The organism is Moritella marina ATCC 15381 (assembly GCF_008931805.1).
GTDB classification, from domain to species: Bacteria; Pseudomonadota; Gammaproteobacteria; order Enterobacterales; family Moritellaceae; genus Moritella; species Moritella marina.
The window spans coordinates 2,585,710-2,608,708 of record NZ_CP044399.1; the positions used below are offsets into that span (position 1 = coordinate 2,585,710).

Consider the following 22,999-nt stretch of genomic DNA (forward strand, 5'->3'; position numbering starts at 1 on the left):
TTTTTAATATTTCGGTGCCAGCTCTTAATACTTAGGTGCTAGCTCTTAATATTTCGGTGCCAAGAACTGCTTAACACGCTCTGATTTCGGATTATCGAATAATGCTTTTGGATCGCCCTGCTCTTCAATCTGGCCTTCGTGTAAAAAGATAACCTTAGTTGATACATCCCGTGCAAATGCCATTTCATGGGTAACCACTAACATAGTACGACCTTCTTCAGCCAGACTTTGCATTACACGTAATACTTCACCGACGAGTTCAGGATCTAACGCTGAAGTCGGTTCATCAAATAACAATACTTCCGGTTCAACCGCTAGTGCACGGGCGATCGCAACACGTTGTTTTTGCCCACCAGATAGCTGACTTGGGTAATAGTCCTTTCTTTCCCACAAATCAACTTTCTTGAGATATTGTTCTGCACTCGCCAATGCATCACTGCGCGAGAGCCCTAAAACATGAATTGGTGCTTCAATCACATTTTCAATGACCGTCATGTGCGACCATAAATTGAAGCCCTGAAACACCATTGCTAAACGCGAGCGAATACGCTGAACTTGCTTTTTATTCGCTATATTAGGGTTACCGTCACGATCCGTCATCATCTCGATTAATTCGCCATTAACCGAGATATCACCCGACGTTGGCATTTCTAACAAATTAATACAGCGTAGGAATGTACTTTTACCCGATCCCGAAGAACCGATAATTGAGATCACATCGCCCTTATTCGCAGTCAGGTCGATACCTTTTAAGACTTCATTGTCACCAAATGATTTATGTAAATTCTTGATGTCTAATGTGGGACTGCTACTCATTCTATTCATCCTAAATACGCTTTATAACAATATAAGACATGTGCAATGCTTAAATTCAAACTATCATTAAAGACTGCAACATAAAAACAACAGTTAACATAACAAATTAGCAATTCAGATAACATAAAACGACTTGAATTTAGTCATTAACTCCATGCTAAAGACAAGATAAGGTCTTATATTCCAGGTAGAATAAAAACACAGGATTTAACGTTGACAATAGATAACACCAGCTAGCACCCCTATATTGGTATTTATGAGGCTTTAAATTTACTTACATAGTTTATTAAACTTTTGTTTTATATTTAAAATAAAGTTTACAAGATCGCATCAATACTGTAATTAAGTTACACCCAGTAAGGGGTAATAAGTTTAAGATTGATTATTTTCGTAATAAAAAAACACAAAACAACCTATATTTGATCTAGATCACTTTATAAATACCACTAGTTAGGTAATAATGTGCGTAGGTTATTTATTGAGACTAAACAATGAAAACAGTAAGCCCATTTGATGCCATTCTACCAGCTGAACTGCTAATTAAAGCAGAATCTGTCGGTGTAGCAAAAGCAACTAAAGCACCTAAACAAGCCTTCATGCTTGCTATCACAGCTGGTGTATTTATCTCCATCGCATTTGCCTTCTATACTACAGTAACCACAGGCACAACCGATGTTGCTTACGGTTTAAAAAAATTCCTAGGTGGATTTGCTTTTAGTCTTGGCCTATTACTTGTCGTTGTTTGCGGCGGTGAACTTTTTACCAGTTCAATCCTGACTATTATTGCCCGCGCTAACAACAAGATCACCACCCTGCAATTAGCAAAGAATTGGGCCGTTGTTTACGCTGGAAATTTTGTTGGTTGTATCTTCTTTGTCTTGCTCATGTTTTTAGCCAAACAGCACCTCGTTGCTGACGGTGCTTGGGGTATCAATGCCATGAAGATTGCTCAACACAAATTACATCACACCTTTATTCAAGCTGTTACACTCGGCATCCTTGCCAACCTACTTGTTTGTCTTGGTGTATGGATGAGTTTCGCAGCGCGCTCCATTACTGACAAGTTTATTGCCGTGGCATTACCTGTCAGCATGTTCGTTGCATCAGGTTACGAACACAGTATTGCTAACATGTTTATGATCCCACTCGGGTATGTTATTGCGAACTTTTCTGGCCCAGAGTTTTGGCTAGCAACTGGCGCTAACCCAGCAGATTTTACCGATTTAACATTATCTCACTTTGTATTTAATAACCTTATACCGGTCACCATTGGTAACATTATTGGTGGTGGCGTATTAGTTGGCCTCACTTACTGGGCTATCTACTGTAAAAAAGAATCTTAATATCTGTTGTTAACAACGGATAACAAACTTTGAAATTACATTTTTTAGAATATTAATAGATTAGGTGTACTTATGACTGAACAAACAATATTTGATCAAGCTTGGAAAGGTTTCACTACTGGTGAATGGACAAACGAAGTTAACTTACGTGACTTCATCCAGAAGAACTACACTGAGTTTACTGGTGATGAATCTTTCCTAGCTGATGCAACTAAAGCAACAGATACGCTTTGGAAGAATGTCATGGAAGGTATCAAAATCGAGAACAGCACACATGCGCCACTTGATTTTGATACTGCAGTACCATCAACAATTACTTCTCATGCCGCTGGTTACATCGATCAAGGTTTAGAAACAATTGTTGGTCTACAAACTGAGAAACCATTAAAGCGTGCGATTATCGCTAATGGCGGTATCCGTATGGTTGAAGGTTCTTGTAAAGCTTATGGTAAAGAACTAGACGCAACAACGAAGAAAATCTTCTCTGAATACCGTAAAACACACAACCAAGGTGTATTTGACGTTTATACAAGCGACATCATGAAATGCCGTAAGTCAGGTATCTTAACAGGTTTACCTGATGCATATGGTCGTGGCCGTATCATTGGTGATTACCGTCGCGTTGCTGTATACGGCATCGACTTCCTAATGAAAGACAAATTTGCACAACAAAAATCATTAGAAGCAAAGTTCTACTCAGGTGAAGATCTAGAAGCAACAATGCGTTTACGTGAAGAAATTTCAGAACAGTATCGTGCGCTAAACGACATCAAAACGATGGCAGCAACTTACGGTTTCGACATTTCTGGCCCAGCGACAAACGCAAAAGAAGCAATCCAGTGGACTTACTTCGGCTACCTAGCTGCTGTTAAATCACAAAATGGCGCAGCAATGAGCTTTGGCCGTGTAACTACGTTCCTAGATGTTTACATCGAACGTGATTTACAAGCAGGCATCATTACTGAAACTGACGCTCAAGAAATGATTGACCACCTAGTAATGAAGCTACGTATGGTACGTTTCTTACGTACTCCTGAATACGATGAGTTATTCTCTGGTGACCCAATCTGGGCTACAGAAACTATCGCAGGTATGGGTACAGACGGTCGTTCATTAGTCACTAAATCATCATTCCGTGTACTACACACACAGTACACTATGGGTCCTTCACCAGAGCCAAACATCACTGTATTGTGGGCTGAAAACTTACCATTAAACTTCAAACGCTATTGTGCGAAAGTATCAATTGATACTTCATCAATCCAGTACGAAAATGATGATTTAATGCGTACCGATTTCGACAATGATGACTATGCAATTGCTTGTTGTGTATCACCAATGATTGTTGGTAAACAAATGCAGTTCTTCGGCGCTCGTAGTAACCTTGCTAAAGCATTGCTATATACAATCAATGGCGGCGTAGATGAAAAACTAAAAGTACAAATTGGTCCAGTTGTAGACAAGATCACAGATGATGTTCTTGATTACGAAGACGTAGCTGCACGTTTAGACAAAATGATGGATTGGTTAGCAACAACATATGTTACTGCACTTAACTCTATTCACTATTCACACGACAAATACTCGTATGAAGCATCACTAATGGCATTACATGACCGTGACGTAGAACGTACAATGGCATGTGGTATCGCGGGTCTATCTGTTACAGCTGATTCACTTTCTGCAATCAAGTACGCGAAAGTTAAACCAATTCGTGATGAGAATGGTATTGCTACTGATTTTGAAATCGAAGGCGATTACCCTAAATTTGGTAACAACGATACACGTGTAGATGATATCGCTTGTAGCCTTGTTGAAACCTTCATGAAGAAAGTTGCTAGTCACAAAATGTACCGTGATGCGAAACCAACACAGTCTGTACTAACCATTACATCAAACGTTGTATACGGTAAGAAAACCGGTACTACACCAGATGGCCGTCAAGCAGGCGCACCATTCGCACCGGGCGCAAACCCAATGCATGGTCGTGATGAGAAAGGCGCTATCGCAGCCCTAACATCAGTTGCAAAACTACCGTTTGAATACGCAAAAGATGGTATCTCTTATACTTTCTCTATCGTACCAAACGCACTAGGTAAAACTGACGATATTCGTCGAACTAACCTTGCTGGTTTAATGGATGGTTACTTCAAGCACAGCAGTGTAATTGAAGGTGGTCAGCACTTAAACGTAAATGTGATGGATCGTTCAATGTTACTTGACGCTGTTAAGCACCCTGAAAAATACCCACAACTGACCATTCGAGTGTCTGGTTACGCGGTACGTTTCAACTCGCTAACACCTGAGCAACAGCAAGACGTAATTACACGTACATTCCAACAATCATTCTAAGAGTGTCGGAATCGTAGGATAAAACGACTTAAGTTGTTTTAATCCTACCAATAAAGAAAAGCCTTACACATGTAAGGCTTTTGTATTTATAATCGCTTTTACATTTATAATAGTCATATAGCCCTATCGTTTGGAGATATTATGTCGCTTATTAAGCCTATTGATTCTACCGAGTTGTGTAGCACAGTCGGACGCATTCATTCTACCGAATCTTTTGGCTCCGTAGATGGACCTGGTATTCGTTACATCGTTTTCATGCAAGGCTGCTTAATGCGTTGCCTCTATTGTCACAATCGTGACTCATGGGATTTACATTCAGGTAAAGAAATCACCGTTGATGAATTAATGCGTGAACTGGTTTCATACAAGGCATTTATGCTCGCTACCGGTGGTGGTGTCACCGCATCAGGCGGTGAAGCAATGCTCCAACCTGAATTTGTCCGTGATTTTTTCACCGCTGCGCAAGCTGAAGGGGTTAACACTTGTTTAGATACCAACGGCTATATTCGTAAATACAGCGATGTGATTGATGAAGTGCTCGATGTCAGTGATTTAGTCATGCTCGATATAAAACAAATGAACGACAAGATCCATCAAGAGCTCGCTGGCGTCAGTAATAAACGCACCCTTGAATTTGCCGAGTACTTAGCCAAGCGCGATCAAAAAACATGGATCCGCTATGTTGTCGTCCCAGGTTTTACCGATGATGATGCTTCCGCACATGCATTAGGCAAATTTATTCAGCACATGAATAATATTGAAAAAGTAGAATTACTGCCTTATCACGAATTAGGCTTGCATAAATGGAAAACAATGGGCTTTGATTACCCACTCGACGGTGTGCCGCCACCAAGCAAAGGCACCATGGACCGCATTCAAGCTATCTTATTAGAATATAAAGATAATGTAATTTATTAATCGTCCAAACAGAATTCTATTTCAAACCGATCCTAGCTCTATGCTATGATCGGTTTTTTGTTTTAGCCTTTTTGCTAATCGCCATCAGAATAATGAGATCACATGAACAACCTTTGCCCTACCTACCTTTGCCCTATCTGCGCGGGTCCGCTATCCTTGCACGATAAAAGTCTCGCTTGCGAGCAACGCCATCAATTTGATCTCGCAAAAGAAGGTTACGTAAACTTACTGCCGGTACAAAACAAAAAATCGAAAAATCCAGGTGATAACAAAGAAATGATGCAAGCGCGTCGAGAATTTCTTGACCAAGGCTTCTATCAATCACTGTCAGACAAGGTCAATAGCATTGCTCAGCAAGCTCTAACCGCTGTCAGCGCACCGAATGTCCTCGACCTAGGCTGTGGCGAAGGCTATTACACCCATCGCTTAGCGCAAGTCATATCAAATACAGAGCCACAAATTGCCGGCTTAGATATTTCTAAATCAGCGATCCGTTATGCTGCAAAACGCTATAAAAGCATCAACTTTTGTGTGGCAAGTGCATACGCGACCCCCTTTGCTGATGCCAGCCAAGATTTAGTCACACGTATTTATGCACCATCACAAGATGCCGAACTAGCGCGCATTATCAAAATTGACGGTTACTTAATCACAGTAACCCCTGCTGCCGAGCATTTGTTTGAATTAAAACAGAAGATTTATCAAACGCCAGAAAAGCACGATATGACAATTGAAGAGATTGCAGGATTTACCCTCGTTGAACAACAACGTTTAACAGATGTGATCACTCTGACGCAAGCTAAAGACAGCAAGAACTTATTAGAAATGACGCCGCTTGCGTGGAAAATGAACGATGAACAAAAAGCAGTACTCTATGCCGCAGACCTAACCCTTACGTTAGACTTTCACATTACCTTGTATAAACGTACGGCATAACGGTTCTATTTCATTGAATGAACACCTCGTTTTACAGATAAAAAAATACCGATATTAACGATAATATCGGTATTTAATTTAGGCTATCAGCAAGGCTAGCCATAATATCTATAAGGCAATACCTTATTTTGCCATAAAGGCTTTGTCCATACGTTTAAATGCACTTTCTAAAATATCAGCCAATTCACTGTAATGTGGATTTTTTGCTGCAGGCTCTAGTTCATAACCTTGCGTCACTAATCCTTGATATAACTCTCGATACCAAGTAGCAAGTGAAACAGGTAATAACTCGCTCGAGCGTTTACCTAACCAATACAAGCCTTGCATCGGTAAAGTAATCAATAATAATGCAATCGCAATACTTGCAGGTAATTGTTGCATGTCCCCATAAAGGTACTGCATCATCACCGTTAAAATAGCGAGTGGCGGCATTGTCTTAAAGCCAAGCTGAGTCGCAGCAATAATTCTATTTTCAGGAAAAAGGGCTGCCAATTCTTTTTTCATTGGCCAGCGCGCCATATAATGTTGACCTTTATAAAGCGTATCTTTAAACACACCCATCAGCATCCTCCCATAAAAAGATAAGTTTTCTATAATTCAAACCATACACTATGTCGTGGTACAGGTAAAATAGTATATGAATGTCACGTTAATGGTTTAGATCAACTTTATTACAAATATACTTTGAGATATCGTCCCATTGCAAGTAAACTATGAGGCAGTTAACACTTTAAGGGAAAATGTGAGTGATACAACTCACAGTTTTAACAAGTCGTCATTTTTTAAGATGGATATTTAGTAACGAACATTCGTCGTATCAACTACGACATCGTACGTAAAAATGACAGTGTCAGCCAATTTGCTAAGCACAGACAATCTCTCTGCTTTAATAAAGATACGATACCAGAGCGAAAATCGCTAGGTATTGTTATCAGTTATTTTATTGATTATTTCATAATAGGTTTTTACGCATGAATAAACTCGTTCTAGTTCTAAACTGTGGTAGCTCTTCTCTTAAATTTGCAGTTCTTGATTCAGTATCAGGTGATGAAAAATTATCTGGTCTTGCTGAATGCTTTAATTTAGAAAACGCACGCATCAAGTGGAAACTTGACGGCAATAAAGGCACAGCCGATCTAGGCGCAGGCGCTTCACATAAAGAAGCTGTAGCATACATCGTAAATAACATTCTTAAAGACCAAAAAGAAATGAGCGACGCTATCGTAGCGATCGGTCATCGTGTTGTACACGGCGGCGAAAAATTCACTTCATCAGTAATCATTGATGATGCAGTAATGCAAGGCATCGAAGACTGTGCAACATTAGCACCGCTTCATAACCCAGCTCACCTTATCGGTATCCGTGCTGCACAAGCTGCATTCCCAACACTGCCACAAGTTGCTGTATTTGATACTGCGTTCCACCAGTCTATGCCTGAAAAAGCATACCTATACGCATTACCGTACAAACTATACCGCGAAAATGGCGTACGTCGCTACGGTATGCACGGTACTAGCCACCTATTCATTGGCCGTGAAGCAGCAGCACTTCTAGGTCAAAAAGTTGAAGAAACTAACATCATCAACTGTCACCTAGGTAACGGCGCATCTGTTTGTGCAATTAAAGATGGTAAATCAGTAGACACAAGCATGGGTATGACTCCGCTTGAAGGTCTAGTAATGGGTACACGTAGTGGTGATATTGATCCAAGCATCATCAACCACCTAGTTACACAATGTAACTACACGCTTGCAGAAGTGAACAGCATGCTAAACAACGAAAGTGGTTTACTAGGTGTGTCTGAAATTTCTAGCGATTGCCGTGCTATCGAAGATGGCCATGCAGAAGGTCAAGTTGGCGCAGTACGCGCAATGGAACTTTCTTGCTACCGTCTAGCTAAATACATCGCTTCATACGCAGCAGCTTTAGGCCGTATCGACGCTATCGTATTTACTGGTGGTATCGGTGAGAACTCTGACGTTATCCGTTCAATCGTTCTTAACCAACTTTCTATCTTCGGTATCGAAGTAGATGAAACTGCAAACACAGCTGCACGTTTCGGCAGTGAAGGTACAATCACTACAGCAAACAGTAAAATTAAAGCTATGGTTATCTCTACTAATGAAGAATTAGTTATTGCACAAGACGCAGTAAACTTAATCTAATTAGCTAGTTAACTTAACTAAGTTTAACTTTTATAAGAAAGGTGTCATCGCACCTTTCTTTCTTCTCAATCCCAATATAAGGGGACGCTAGTGGCTCGCACTATAATGCTTATCCCAGTTGGCGTAGGCGTAGGCGTAACTTCTGTTAGTCTAGGTATGGTTCGTGCGTTTGAACGCAACGGCCTAAACGTTAACTTTTTCAAACCAGTTGCTCAACCTCGCCAAGGCGAAAAAGGTCCAGAGCTTTCAACTGAAATTATCCGTCAAGGAACGAATGCATCACCTGCAACACCGTTCACTTTATCACACGCTGAAAAATTAATCGGTGCTGGTAAAACTGACGTACTTCTTGAAGATATCGTTGAACGTTTCGAATCACACATGGTTGATGCTGAAATCGTTGTTGTTGAAGGTCTAGTACCAACATCAAAACAACCATTTGCTAACGATGTTAACTACAACATCGCTAAAGCACTTGACGCTGAAATGGTATTTGTGACTAACCCTGGCACAGATTCTTCAGAGCAACTTAAAGATCGTTTAGAGATCGCTTGTTCTAATTTCGGCGGCAGCAAAAACAAAAACATCATTGGTTGTGTGATCAACAAAGTTGGCGCACCACTTGATGAAGCTGGCCGTAGCCGTCCAGATCTTGCTGAAATGTTTGAAGCAAACACAGGTAATGCTAGCCATAACCTAGAAGTGCTACAAGTATTTGGCAAAAGCCCAATGCCTATCCTGGGTTGTATCCCATGGAGCGCTGAGCTAATTGCACCACGTGCAAAAGATCTCGCTAAACACTTAAATGCTGAAATCCTAAACGAAGGCGAAATCGAAGAACGTCGTCTAGTGGGTATCACTTTCTGTGCACGTTCTATCCCGAACATGCTTGAGCACTTCCGTCCAGGTGGCTTATTAGTTACTTCTGGCGATCGTGCTGACGTGATTGTTGCTGCATGTCTTGCTGCAATGAACGGCGTTAAAGTTGGCGCATTACTATTAACTGGTGATGCTCGTCCAGACGAAAGTGTATTAAAACTTTGTCAACAAGCGATGGCAACAGGTTTACCAATCATGTTAACGCCAACAAACACTTGGCAGACAGCATTAACGCTTCAAAACTTCAATCTTGATATCCCTGCAGATGACAAACAGCGCATCGAAGCGGTTCAAGAATACATCGCAAGTCATATCGACAAGCAATGGATTGAAACGTTAACAGTTGGTACACAGCGTACTCGTCGTCTATCCCCGCCTGCATTCCGTTACCAGTTAACAGAATTAGCACGTCAAGCGAAGAAACGTGTTGTTCTTCCTGAAGGTGAAGAACCACGTACAATTGAAGCGGCTAACATTTGTGCTGAACGCGGTATCGCGATCCCAGTACTTGTGGGTAACCCTGCTGAAATTAAACGTGTTGCAGAAAGCCAAGGTATCGTGCTTTGTGACGGTGTTGAAATCGTAGATCCAGTAACATGTCGTGAAAAATATGTTGCGCCTATGGTTGAACTACGTAAAGCGAAAGGCCTGACTGAAGTCGTAGCACGTGAACAACTAGAAGATAGTGTTGTTCTTGCGACTATGATGTTAGAACAAGCTGAAGTTGATGGTCTTGTATCTGGTGCCGTTCACACGACAGCAAACACAATCCGTCCAGCACTACAGTTGATCAAAACGGCACCGGGTTCAAACCTAGTGTCGTCGATCTTCTTCATGTTGCTACCAGATCAAGTATTAGTGTACGGTGATTGTGCAATTAACCCAGATCCAAATGCTGACCAACTAGCTGATATCGCAATTCAATCTGCTGATTCTGCTAAAGCGTTCGGTATTGAACCTCGCGTTGCGATGATCTCTTACTCAACTGGTTCATCAGGCCAAGGTAGTGATGTAGAAAAAGTACGCGAAGCAACTAAACTTGCACAAGAACGTCGCCCAGATCTAATCATCGACGGTCCATTACAGTACGATGCTGCTATTATGGAAAATGTTGCAAAAAGTAAAGCGCCAAACAGCCCTGTTGCTGGTAAAGCGACTGTATTTGTATTCCCAGATCTTAATACTGGTAACACAACTTACAAAGCGGTACAGCGTTCTGCAAACCTAATCTCTATTGGTCCAATGCTGCAAGGCATGCGTAAACCAGTAAATGATTTATCACGTGGCGCATTAGTAGACGATATCGTTTACACAATCGCGCTAACAGCAATTCAAGCTAAGCAATTAAGCAACTAGTTTGAAAATCTGTTAAACGTGTATTAAGGCTTCCCTCGGGAAGCCTTTTTTGTACCCATTCATATTTTAGGCTATTCCTCATTAATTAACTCACAATTAATATATGGTATAGCGTTTCTTTACCCAAGATTTTGATACTTATCTTCCTCACATCGACATTGATTTACATACGCTGTCTACAATAACGCTCAGGGCGATTAACCCTAAATATTCAACCCTTGTATATCAAATCTAAAAGAGCCCGCTGCAGCGTCCTATGAGGCTATTTTATATAACAAAAACAACTAAATTATTCAGTCTTTAGTCGTATTTAATTTCTAATTTTTTCTTGATTTTTCATGAAATATAAATGCAACGAAGTAAAATCATTTTAATACAACAACTTACAGATTCACCATAAGTTAACACACATGGTTATCCACAGAATCTGTGGATAACCCAACAAAAAAGTCAATTATTAACAAAACGATTAGGGTATATAACTAATTTAGTCCACAACACGTGTTTAATGCTTAAAGTTATACACACGCTAAATACAACTAAGCGTGTATATACATAAATAATACTAACCTGTGTATAACATGATGATTTAAAAGTGAAGTAAAGTGCAGGTATCAGGCAAGTCATATAAACAGCTAAAATAGACCGATTCAAATTAACTATTTACTATAAAAAAGGCATCAAATTATGATAAAACAGGTATAAAAAAAGCCTCAATTCAAATTGAGGCTTTTTATAATCAGTTTGCTATCGCAACATTAGTCTGTCGTGCAGATTAGTTAACGCCTGACTCATCTTCAAGTTGGTCACCTAATTCCGCTTCCAATTCTTGTTTTAATTCGTCTTGAAGTTGATAATACGATAAATCGTTTTCATTATAGTCCATCATAACCACCTTAATAGTACTTAACAGTACGTCTTTAAAATATGCCGATAATCGATAATCCGCTTATCACACTTCCCTGGAACAACCTTCTGCCCAGTCCATGTATTAATCCTAACACAGCATTTTAAGTCCGCAATATTTGTTGTTCTCGATGAAAATATTGATCCTCATCAATAAATCCATTCTGTAATTATTTATCAACATTTTGCTTGTGCGCTCTTCATATGAAAGCAAACAGACGAAATAACAAAGGGATCACGACCTCGACATACAATAACGAGGCTAAAACTGAACGATAATAAACAAAATAGAACAACTTAATATAAGTTATACCAAAAAGTAATATGGGTGTTTTTTGACGCTAAAATCGACTACTCTGCTTTCGGCGAGTAAATAAAGATTAATACTTTAAGGCCTTTGCCCACTTCTGCTTCTTTAAACACAGCTGGCGTTGGTAGTTGTTCTTGGAACACACAATCAGGGCAATGTTCAGCAACATTATCAAATAAGAACTGCTCACCAAGCTCTGGTGCATTTAAGCATAACATTACTTTACCGCCCGGTTTCATCAGCTGCGGAATGCGTTTAATGATCTTGCTGTAATCACGCTTAATATCGACACTGCCTTTTTGGAACGACGGTGGATCCGAGATCAACAAATCATAAGGACCATGCTTACGTAAACGCCCATATGATTTAAAGATATCAACACCTTCAAATTTAACTTTCTTAAGATCATGACCATTACTGCGGTGGTTATCACGACCCATAGTCAGTGACGTACGGCTAAGATCGACGTTCATCACTTTGTCTGCCCCGCCCGCTAACGCAGCAACAGAGAACGCACAAGTATAAGAAAACAAGTTTAATACGTTAGCATTCTCAGACTGTGCTTTAACCCACTGACGACCATTGGCCATATCTAGGAACAAGCCAGTGTTTTGTGCACGACCAAACTCAAGATTGAAGGTCATGCCATTTTCAGTGATCTCGGTGCGATTACATTCTTCACCAAGAAACAATGACGTCGGTGCACGTTCACGACAACGGAATTGCACTAATACCGTTTTACACTGTTCACCGAGTTGCGCCTGTAATGCTTCAGCGAGCAGTATCAAGTAATCGTTGTCTTCTTCTTTGTATAACGTAATAAGTGCAACTGGTGACAACCAATCGATATTCATGTGCTCGAAACCAGCATACGTATGGCCACGACCATGGAACAAGCGACAGGCATCTTCTGCAACAGCAGAGAAGTCAATAAATTCAAGCGGCAATTTCTTATCAGCCTCGGGCATAGCAACAGTCACAATCTTATTCACCTTAATTAATCGTATAAAACAAAAAGGGATGCACACTGTACATCCCTTTCTTCAATTCATCGTATTATACTTGATTAACGCTAAATTGCGATCAAGCCTCTTGGTTATTTTTTACTTCAACATCACGGTTTATCTTCACATCGACATCACTGCTGATCAGTATCGACATCCAATTGTTGTCGTTAATAGTTTCTAAACCAATTTTAACAATCATCGTCAGTGGTACAGCCAATAACATACCGACCAGACCAAGCAACCAGCCCCAGAAGATCAATGATAAGAAGACAATCAAGGTCGATAAACCCAGACCTTTGCCCATGAAGCGTGGTTCGATCACATTCCCCATGACCAAGTTAATCGTCACATAACCAATAGCGACAGCACCCGCTTCCGGTAAACCCAGTTGCAACATAGTCAAGATCACCGCAGGGACTGCCGCAATTAACGAGCCGATATTCGGTACATAGTTAAGTAGGAATGCGATTAACCCCCATAGTAGGTAAAAATCAACGTCCATTAAAAACAACATTAAACCAACAGACATCCCCGTGGCAATACTGACTAAGGTTTTAATCGCGACGTATTTATTCACAGAGTCTAAGAACTTGTCTAATTGTGCTAATTTGAAATCTGGGTCTTTAAACATTAAGTGTAGTTTCTTCGGTAATACATCACCTTCAAACAACATAAACACCACAGTTAACAAGATCAGGAAGATGTTAGCCATTACCCCAGATAAACTGCTGACCATGCTCGATACCATAGTTACAGCCGTACCTGGATTGAAGTATTCGAGTAGGGTATCTGACGATATTTGAATATTGTATTTATTCAAAAACACCACCAAGTCTCCGTAGTGGCCTCTGATCTGACTTTGGTAGTCACCAATATTGCTGGTGAGCTGCTGTACACTTGAGCCAATCACACTGGTGATTGTCAAGCCAATCATGATCGCAACAATCAACACCACGAAAATGGCGATTGCTCGTGGTATACGGCAACGTGTAATCAACTCGACTAATGGATTACAGATAATGGCAATAAATATCGCCAGTAAAAATGGAATGATGATCGGAGTGGCAATTTTAATACCACCAAGAATAATGATCACCGCAGCTATCATCACCAAATTACGCATTTGGCTATTTTCGTTTAATATAAGTTTCATAGTTACTCATTAAGGAGCTCATAGTCGCCAGTAGTCTACGGCATGACTGATGAATATAACCTTAACAGGGTAAAAACAATAATGATATTATATTGATGGTTTGCGTGCAAAATGAGTGCAAATGACATTACAAACTGAACTGAAGATGATTAACTGAATGATAATCATATAGTTGAAGCAGAAATGGTGGAGCCAAACGGGATCGAACCGATGACCTCGACACTGCCAGTGTCGCGCTCTCCCAACTGAGCTATGGCCCCATTTCTGCAGCAACTTGGTGTTGCTGCAGAGATAATATTCTATCTGCCGTTTTAGTGTCAATATCTACAATATAAAATCACGACCAAACGACAGAAAGGTTATTATTCACACACCGTTAGGCGTTTTCACGTGCAGCAATAAATGCTAACGCTTTGTCGATACCAGCAAGGCTACGTTCTTTGCCGATAAGCTTTAATGTTACATCTAATGACGGAGATTGACCGGCACCAGTAATCGCAACACGTAATGGCATACCCACTTTACCCATGCCAACTTCAAGCTCAGTCGCAGTGTCGTTAATTGCAGCGTGTAATACTTCAGCATCGCTCCAATCTGCAATAGCAGCTAATTTCTCTTGCACTTTAACTAATGCATCTTTTGCTACTGGACGTAAGTGTTTCTTCGCGGCAGTTGCATCAAAATCAGCGTAGTCTTCAAAGAAGTAACGGCTAGATGCAGCAAGTTCTTTCAGTGTTTTAGCACGTTCAGCAAGTACCTTAACGATCTCAGCCAGCGCTGGACCATTCGTGATATCAATACCTTGGTCTGCCATGTGCCACTCTAGGTGTGATGCAACATATTCAGGCGCCAGTGTTTTGATGTAATGTTGGTTAACCCATTGTAGCTTTTCAGTATTAAACGCTGATGGCGCTTTGTTTACTGCATCTAAGCTAAACAGTTTGATCATTTCTTCAGTGCTGAAGATCTCTTGATCGCCATGTGACCAACCTAAACGAACTAAATAGTTTAGTAGTGCTTCAGGTAGGTAACCGTCATCACGGTATTGCATAACGCCAACAGCGCCATGACGCTTAGACAATTTAGCGCCGTCATCACCTAAGATCATTGCAACGTGTGCGTACTGTGGAACAGGCGCGCCAAGTGCTTTTAGGATATTGATTTGACGTGGTGTATTGTTCAGGTGATCTTCACCACGAACAACATTCGTAATGCCCATATCCCAGTCATCAACAACAACACAGAAGTTGTATGTTGGTGAACCATCAGTACGGCGGATAATCAGATCATCTAATTCAGTATTGGCAAATTCAACTTTGCCACGGATTTTGTCATCAACGATAACAGAACCTTCTTTCGGGTTGCGGAAACGCACAACGAAATCAGCACCAGTGTCTTCAATGTCACCGTGGCTACATTTACCATCGTAACGTGGGCTTTCTTTCGCATCCATTTGCGCTGCACGTAACTCGTCTAGACGTTCACGTGAACAATAACATTTGTATGCTTTGTCTTCTGCAAGCAGTTGATCAACTAATTCGTTGTAACGATCGAAACGTTGAGTTTGGAAATACGGACCTTCATCCCAATCCAGACCAGCCCATTTCATGCCTTCTAAGATCGCGTCAACCGCTTCTTGAGTAGAACGTTCTAAATCAGTATCTTCGATACGCAATACAAATTCACCACCTTGGCTTTTTGCATGTAACCAAGAATAAAGCGCTGTACGTGCGCCGCCTACGTGCAAGTAGCCAGTTGGGCTAGGTGCAAAACGAGTCTTAACAGTCATAAGTCTCACAATACCTTTTACATTATATGATTCGCTTAACCAACCAACAGGTTAAGCACATGATGCTGCGCATTTTACCATTAAAGCTAAAACTAACAACACGCGAACTAAAATTAAGTGTTCAAAATGTTATTACTCCTGCAAACCGCTCAAGACATCCATGTTCGCTTAGACAAGGCCATCCATGGCCATGTATGTTTGCGATAGCAATAACATTTTTCTATACAGTTTGCTTATCGAAACTGATATCAACTTTTACCATAAACTAACTATGTGCTGCTATGTCTTGCTAAGAGTGCCAGTAAATCGTCCTCAGTGAGAATATCAATACCTAACTCTTGCGCCTTCGTCAGCTTAGAGCCCGCCGCAGGACCAGCCACTAACGCACTTGTCTTCTTCGACACACTGCCAGCGACTTTAGCGCCTAAGTCTTGTAAACGTGTTTTCGCATCTGCACGCGAGATATTCACTAATGTACCCGTGATCACATAGATAGTACCCAGTAATGGCTGCTGGCTTTCTTCTTTCACTGCCACATCGTCCCAAGTCATGCCCGCTTCGATTAACTGGTCAATCACTTCAAGGTTATGCGCTTCGCGGAAGAAGTAATAAATATGCTTCGCAACGATTTCACCCACATCGCTAATCAACACCAAACGCTCAACCGAGGCTTTTTTGATGAACTCTAACGTTAATAGGTCATTGGCTAAGTTAGCTGCCGTCGCTTCACCGACTTCACGAATACCCAAAGAATAGAGGAATTTAGCGAGTGTAGTGTGCTTAGCTACTTTTAACGCTTCGAGTAAATTTGTGGCTTTCTTTGGCCCCATGCGTTCAAGCAGAGTTAGTTTACCAAAGGTCATTGTAAATAGATCGGCAGGCGTTTTAATTAACTCTGCATCGACAAGCTGTTCTACTAGTTTATCGCCTAAGCCATCAACATTAAGGGCTTTACGCGAAGCAAAGTGTTTAATCGCCTCTTTACGTTGTGCGCCACAATACAAACCAGCCGTACAACGCACCGTCGCTTCACCTTCGATGCGCTCTACCTCAGAGCCACACACAGGGCATGTTACAGGGAATACAATCTCTTGTGCATCATCAGGGCGACGCTCTAGCATTACGCGAGCAACTTGTGGGATCACGTCACCTGCGCGGCGAATGATCACCTGATCTTTGATTTTAATACCTAAGCGCGCAATTTCATCTGAGTTATGCAGCGTAGCATTACTCACGGTGACGCCACCAACAAAGACGGGTTCTAAACGTGCTACTGGTGTAATTGCACCTGTACGTCCGACTTGGAATTCAACATCTAATAATGTGGTAATTTCTTCTTGTGCAGGAAACTTATGTGAAGTTGCCCAACGTGGCGCACGCGCAACAAAACCAAGTGTTTTTTGCAGCTCTAAATCATCAACTTTATAGACAACACCATCAATGTCATACGACAGTGCATCACGACGCTGACCAATGTCTTCATAAAAATCTAAACAACCTTGATAACCAGTTGCTACAGTGACATCGGCACAAACAGGTAAACCCCATTGCTTTAATTTTTGTAAGTTTTCAGCATGAGAATTGGATAAGCCTTTACCTTCAACCTCGCCTTCCACCACACCTAATGAATAAGCATTGAACGCTAGTGGACGACTTGCTGCAATCTTAGGATCAAGCTGACGTAAGCTACCCGCTGCCGCATTACGTGGGTTCACAAAGGTCTTTTCACCTTTCTTCTTGGCATTAATATTCAGTTGTTCAAAACCAGCTTTCGGCATAAATATTTCACCACGTACTTCTAAACGCGCTGGAAAATCATCACCACGTAAACGCAGTGGAATTGATTTAATGGTTTTTACATTTTCAGAAATGTCCTCACCAATTTGGCCATCGCCACGAGTGGCTGCACGAACAAAGTGACCATTTTCATACAAAATACTGGCAGCAAGACCATCGAGTTTTGGTTCACAGCTAAATTTGATCTCGGTTTTAGTTAATAAACGATCTTGTAAACGCTTTTCAAACGCCAATAGTTCTTCTGCAGAAAACACATTATCCAATGACAACATCGGGATCTCGTGCTTAATTTGGCTAAAGGCAGTCAACGCTGCGCCACCGACTTTTTGTGTTGGTGATGTTGCTAACGCAAGTTCAGGGTGGTCTGTTTCTAACTGTTTTAATTCACGTAATAAACGATCGTATTCCGCATCCGGCACAGTCGGATCATCCAGCACATAATACTGGTGATTATATTCTTCTAACTGAAGTGTTAAGGTTTGAATTTGCTTTGCTTGTTCTGTCATCTTTACTTCCAAAGATAAAAAATTCCGAAGATCAAAAAAAGCCCCACCGAGGTGAGGCATTTATCTGAATAACATGATTTATTTCGCTAATGAACGATTTTCTAATTTGCGAATAAACGCGCGATCTTGCTCGATAGCGTCTTCTAATAATGGATTACGAGACCCATCCATTAATAAACCATCAACGCCGTCAGCAATGCGCTCTGCTGCACTTAGCATCAGTGCATAATTATGTGATGCTTGACCTGCACATGGAAACATCATGAATAGCGATACCCCTGGAGACTCAAACTGCTCCATCGTATCAATATCAAACGTACCTGGTTTAACCATATTCGCAAGGCTAAAGATAACTGCGCCTTTACCTGCAGCATCCACGTGGCGATGGAAAATATCCATTGCACCAAATTTGAAGCCAAAGGCAGATAGCTCTTGTAATAATGCGGCGCCAGCAATGCTCTTGCCTTCACGCGCCATAATATTGATTACAAATACAGCTTCATCTGGCAATATTTCTTCAGGTTGAGCGCTTGTATCGTTATCATTTTTAGTCAGACTATCCAGATGATCAACAGCCGTATGATCAACAACGTTGTGAGAAAAAGCACTATCTTCACGCACTGTATCAATCACAATCTCAGCGTGTTCAACAGCTTGAATGTGGTTTAAACTCTCGTCATTATCAACGGTAGGGGCGGTATCATGCACCACGTGAGCGACAGGTCTAATAACAGGGCGAATTTCGTCATCATCCCCTGTTATCGCTTCATGTTCAGCATTGTTTACAACTTCCGCGCTAACCACATCATAACTTAAATCGTTTTTAACACTGTTATTCCCATCGGATGCAGTCAAAGACCCTTCAACATCGGTTGCAGAAAACGAACTCGCTAGCCCACTATTACTTACAGCACTCATCTTAATAGCACTATTAAACTGCGGCTCAATTTTTTCAACGGCGACAGGTGTCGACTCTTCACGGCCTAAGTTTATCGTCGGCTCGACAGACTTAGTCACAACGCGTTTTTCACCGATGCCATCAAGGTCAAAGCCTTGTTCATCTTTAACGCTCTGACGAACTTTACCTAACGGTTTATCTTTTAATGGTTTTACTTCGTTCTTTTTATTCGACCAAAGGCCGTGGGCAATTAAAGCAACAATTGCAATAAACCCTAATATGATGAGAACAAGTCGCAAATCTTGCATAACAGCCTATCTCTTAATGTTAATTGTCTGTAAGTTCTACCGCTGTCGATATATCGACTGCGACGATTCGAGAGACCCCAGGTTCATGCATGGTCACTCCTATTAATTGCTGAGCCATTTCCATGGCTAACTTATTATGACTAATATAAATAAATTGTACTGTTTCTGACATCTCCTGAACCAGTTTACAAAAACGCCCGACATTTAACTCATCGAGTGGCGCGTCCACTTCATCTAACATACAAAATGGCGCAGGGTTTAATCGAAATATCGCAAACACTAATGACAATGCAGTTAAGGCTTTTTCACCACCGGAAAGCAATGAAATACGCGCATTTTTTTTACCTGGAGGGCGCGCCATAATGGTGACCCCCGAGTCCAATAAATTACTTGATGTAAGCTCTAACCAAGCAGCACCACCACCAAATACTTTGGGGAATAGTGCTTTAAAATCGGTGTTTATTTTTTCAAACGTTGTCGCAAACCGAGCACGAGTCTGTTTATCAATTTTAACAATCGCCGCTTCGAGCGTCTCGATAGCTTTCTCTAAATCATCAGTTTGTTCGTCTAAATACTGCTTGCGCTGCGATTGTTGTTCAAATTCTTCGACTGCCGCCAAGTTAACAGCGCCTATCTTTTGTAATTGTGCTTCTAGTTGTTTCAACTGTTGCTGGTATTCTTTTAACGTTAATATATTAACACACTCACGTTTCAATGTGTCTACATCCACATGGTCATCCGCAATTTGTTGATATAATAGCTGTTCTCTTGCTTTGTTGTTCGCCTGCTTTAAATCTAACTGCTGTACTTTGTCTTTCACTTTTAAGCTACTTGACATTATCCTAGCACGTTTTTCTTCAATATCACGCTTATCATTAACCCGTTTTGTACGGGTTAATTTCTTCGCGTTGTTGTCACTTTCGATAGCAATTTGTTTTTCAGCTGCGAGCGCGCGTGCAGTTTCTAGTTGCTGTAAGCTTTCAGCATATAATGAGTCGTCACCTAATGCAGCAATATCTTGTAAAATAGTTTGATACTGTGCATTTGTTTTGGCGATAAGCTGCTGTTGTTTCTCTATTTCAACGGTACATTTAGTTTTCACCAAGAGCAACTCTTGTACTTGTGTAACCAGTACTTGTTGTTCTTGTAAAAATTTAGCTTTGTCTGCTTTCGCTGATTCCGCTTTTTGAATCAAGCCATCATCGTTCGCGAGCTGAGTGATTGCAGTTTGTGTCGACATTATCTGCTCGTTAAAGCGCTGCACTTCCTCCGCTTCAATTGCGAGTAAATTATCCAGCGTTAATAACCGGGTATTTAATTGATCATGCTGAAGCTGCCATTGCGCTTGCTGTTGCTGTAATAAAACCAATTCAACGGTTAACTGTTTCACCTCACTTTGCTTATCATATAAATGATTTTGCAACTGCTCCGTTTGATGCTGATATTCGTCTTGAGTCACCTTCAATACGATTAATTGATTATGTTGTTTATCCATCAGGGTTTCAATGGTCGTTAAACGGTTCTGCAACTGAGATGCTTGCAGTTGCATTTCAATTCGACCTTGTGGTGACGATACGTTTGCTTTGGCATGCTGTGATAGCCACACACCTTCGTCGGTAAACCAATCGCCATGCGCAGTGATATAACTGTATTCGCTATGATTTTCCACGCCTGCTTTCGCGTCGTTAATATTCGCGACACAAGTCACTTGATTTAGCTGACGGTTAAATAGATTGTTTTTGACTTTATCGGCTAACGAGCCAAGCCGCACGTCACATTGGCTCGGTTTAAACCACTGCAAAGCCGGTAGTGCATCAAGATCAAATTGAGCCAGTTGCGCATCCGAAATACAGTAAGCATCAAGCCAATTCGCCAATACTTTCTCAACAGCTGATTCCCAACCGGGTTCAACATCTAACTGCTGTAACAATTTTAACGGAATAGAATCGAAATTACACTCTAACCAAGTCTGGGCGTGGTCGGCATGCTCCGCTTTACGTAACAGTTCTGCGATAACACTGAGTGATGCTTTAATTTCAATTTTTTCAGCCGCATTTTGAGCTATATTTTTATCGATTTCTGATACTTGTTTATCAATGCCTTGAGCGCCGTTATGCAAGCCCGCTAATTCATGTGCTAGCTGTGTTTCTTGTGATTGTAGCTGTTGTTGTTCAACGGTTTTATCACTGATTAAAACTTGTTTACTATGTTGAACAAATTGACGTTGCTCTTCAGCTAACTCACTACGCTGCAGTTTACTTTTATTTAAGACTGACTCAGCGCTTTTCACCGCATTGGTCAGTACATCCAGTTTACTGCTAAAGCGTTGTACTTTTTCAAGGTATACCGCATGCTGGGCAATCGCCTGATCGCTCGTGATCGTCGCCGTCGCAAGGGATTGCTCAATCACCACTAATTCTGCAGATAGTCGGTTATAGTCAGTTGCGGTCAATAAAGCCTGTTGCTGATGAACCTCTAATTGCATTTGTTCTTCTTGCAGTAATGCGTTTAACTTTTCGCTTTGCTGTAGGTTGTCTTGTTGTTTACCCGCTGATTCTTGCTTACGCGCTTTATGATGCAGTAATTTCTGCTCAATCTTGGTTAGCTCTGTGCCTTGTAAATAAAACGCTTGTTGCTGATTTTCAATTAATATCGACAGTTCGTTTAACTGTACATCCAAATCGGTGACCTGAGTTTGCAATTTCGTCGCCGTGGCCGTCAGTTTCTCTTGTTCATTCGTTAACACTAATTTTTGCTGGGCAAGCTGATTAATAGAACGCTCAACATCGTATATTTGCACTAATCCAAGGCGGCTTTTCGCTTCCCGTTGCTGCTGTTTTAACGTTCGAAACTGCTTAGCAACTGCTGACTGTACTTTCAACTTATCAATTTGTACGCCTAATTCAATACGAATATCTGCAAGTCGATTAAGGTTATCTTTGGTTTGATTAATCCGTTGTTCGGTTTCACGACGCTTTTCTTTGTATTTAGAAATGCCAGCCGCTTCTTCGATAAAATGGCGTAATTCATGGGGCTTAGATTCGATTAAACGCGAGATCATACCCTGCTCAATAATCGCATAACTACGTGGTCCTAAACCTGTGCCTAAGAACAGTTCAGTGACATCTTTACGGCGGCATTTTTTACCATTGAGGTAGTATTGATTCGTCCCATCACGGTAGAGTTCACGGCGAATAGACACTTCGTTATATTGTAATAAAGCATGATCAATGCGTTGTTTGGCATTATCGAACAGCAGTTCAACACTGGCTCTTGAAACTGGTGCTCGCGCCACTGAACCGTTAAAAATAACGTCAGCCATCGCATCACCACGCAAGTGCTTGGCCGAGCTTTCGCCCAGTACCCAGCGGACTGCATCAATAATATTGGATTTACCACAGCCATTGGGGCCAACAACCGCAGTCATATCAAAGGGGAAAAGCAGTTCCGTGGTATCAACAAACGACTTAAAGCCTGATATTTTGATCTTTTTAAGGTACATAGCCAACAACGTAGATAGAATAACCAGAAAACTTTAGCAGATGTATGTGTAATATTAA

Annotated in this window: 14 protein-coding genes and 1 tRNA gene; 6 read left to right on the top strand and 9 right to left on the bottom strand. The window is 41.1% G+C overall.

Annotated features, from left to right (window positions below; translation table 11 throughout):
* Window positions 1-45 precede the first annotated feature (45 nt).
* Entirely contained in the window at window positions 46-816 is a 771-nt protein-coding gene (locus FR932_RS11625) for an ABC transporter ATP-binding protein (RefSeq protein WP_019442895.1), read from the bottom strand.
* Window positions 817-1,307: 491 nt separating this feature from the next.
* Between FR932_RS11625 and focA the strand changes: the two genes are divergently transcribed.
* The 4 genes from focA to rlmA all read left to right on the top strand — a co-directional run bounded on the left by focA (window position 1,308) and on the right by rlmA (window position 6,365).
* Entirely contained in the window at window positions 1,308-2,159 is an 852-nt protein-coding gene (gene focA, locus FR932_RS11630) for a formate transporter FocA (protein WP_019442896.1), read from the top strand.
* Between the two features lie 72 nt (window positions 2,160-2,231).
* Window positions 2,232-4,511, top strand: coding sequence for a formate C-acetyltransferase (gene pflB, locus FR932_RS11635; protein ID WP_019442897.1), 2,280 nt, complete (start codon window positions 2,232-2,234; stop codon window positions 4,509-4,511).
* Between the two features lie 141 nt (window positions 4,512-4,652).
* On the top strand, window positions 4,653-5,429 hold the full coding sequence (pflA, locus tag FR932_RS11640; RefSeq protein WP_019442898.1) for a pyruvate formate lyase 1-activating protein: 777 nt from the start codon (window positions 4,653-4,655) through the stop codon (window positions 5,427-5,429).
* A 102-nt stretch (window positions 5,430-5,531) separates the two neighbouring features.
* Entirely contained in the window at window positions 5,532-6,365 is an 834-nt protein-coding gene (gene rlmA, locus FR932_RS11645) for a 23S rRNA (guanine(745)-N(1))-methyltransferase (protein WP_019628807.1), read from the top strand.
* 123 nt (window positions 6,366-6,488) lie between these two features.
* On the opposite strand, the gene yfbV is transcribed toward rlmA, so the two are convergent.
* Window positions 6,489-6,926 carry a terminus macrodomain insulation protein YfbV gene (gene yfbV / locus FR932_RS11650; RefSeq protein ID WP_019442900.1) on the bottom strand — a complete coding sequence of 146 codons (438 nt, stop codon included), beginning with the start codon at window positions 6,924-6,926 and terminating at the stop codon, window positions 6,489-6,491.
* 410 nt (window positions 6,927-7,336) lie between these two features.
* On the opposite strand from yfbV, the gene FR932_RS11655 reads away from it, so the two are divergent.
* Both FR932_RS11655 and pta read left to right on the top strand, forming a co-directional pair.
* On the top strand, window positions 7,337-8,530 hold the full coding sequence (locus FR932_RS11655; RefSeq protein WP_019442901.1) for an acetate kinase: 1,194 nt from the start codon (window positions 7,337-7,339) through the stop codon (window positions 8,528-8,530).
* 105 nt (window positions 8,531-8,635) lie between these two features.
* Window positions 8,636-10,765, top strand: coding sequence for a phosphate acetyltransferase (gene pta, locus FR932_RS11660; protein WP_019442902.1), 2,130 nt, complete (start codon window positions 8,636-8,638; stop codon window positions 10,763-10,765).
* 1,257 nt (window positions 10,766-12,022) lie between these two features.
* Here the strand turns inward: pta and FR932_RS11665 are convergent.
* From FR932_RS11665 to smc, 7 genes are all read right to left on the bottom strand, one after another.
* Complete coding sequence (locus tag FR932_RS11665; protein ID WP_019442904.1) at window positions 12,023-12,961, bottom strand: class I SAM-dependent methyltransferase; 939 nt, start codon at window positions 12,959-12,961, stop codon at window positions 12,023-12,025.
* 103 nt (window positions 12,962-13,064) lie between these two features.
* Entirely contained in the window at window positions 13,065-14,141 is a 1,077-nt protein-coding gene (locus FR932_RS11670; RefSeq protein WP_019442905.1) for an AI-2E family transporter, read from the bottom strand.
* A 184-nt stretch (window positions 14,142-14,325) separates the two neighbouring features.
* A tRNA-Ala gene (locus FR932_RS11675) sits at window positions 14,326-14,401 on the bottom strand.
* A gap of 116 nt (window positions 14,402-14,517) precedes the next feature.
* Entirely contained in the window at window positions 14,518-15,930 is a 1,413-nt protein-coding gene (gltX, locus tag FR932_RS11680) for a glutamate--tRNA ligase (RefSeq protein WP_019442906.1), read from the bottom strand.
* 269 nt (window positions 15,931-16,199) lie between these two features.
* Window positions 16,200-18,233 carry an NAD-dependent DNA ligase LigA gene (ligA, locus tag FR932_RS11685; RefSeq protein WP_019442907.1) on the bottom strand — a complete coding sequence of 678 codons (2,034 nt, stop codon included), beginning with the start codon at window positions 18,231-18,233 and terminating at the stop codon, window positions 16,200-16,202.
* 78 nt (window positions 18,234-18,311) lie between these two features.
* Entirely contained in the window at window positions 18,312-19,439 is a 1,128-nt protein-coding gene (zipA, locus tag FR932_RS11690) for a cell division protein ZipA (RefSeq protein WP_019442908.1), read from the bottom strand.
* Window positions 19,440-19,458: 19 nt separating this feature from the next.
* The gene (smc, locus tag FR932_RS11695) at window positions 19,459-22,941 is read right to left on the bottom strand and encodes a chromosome segregation protein SMC (RefSeq protein ID WP_019442909.1); all 3,483 of its coding nucleotides are present in this window, start codon (window positions 22,939-22,941) and stop codon (window positions 19,459-19,461) included.
* Between the last annotated feature and the right edge of the window lie 58 nt (window positions 22,942-22,999).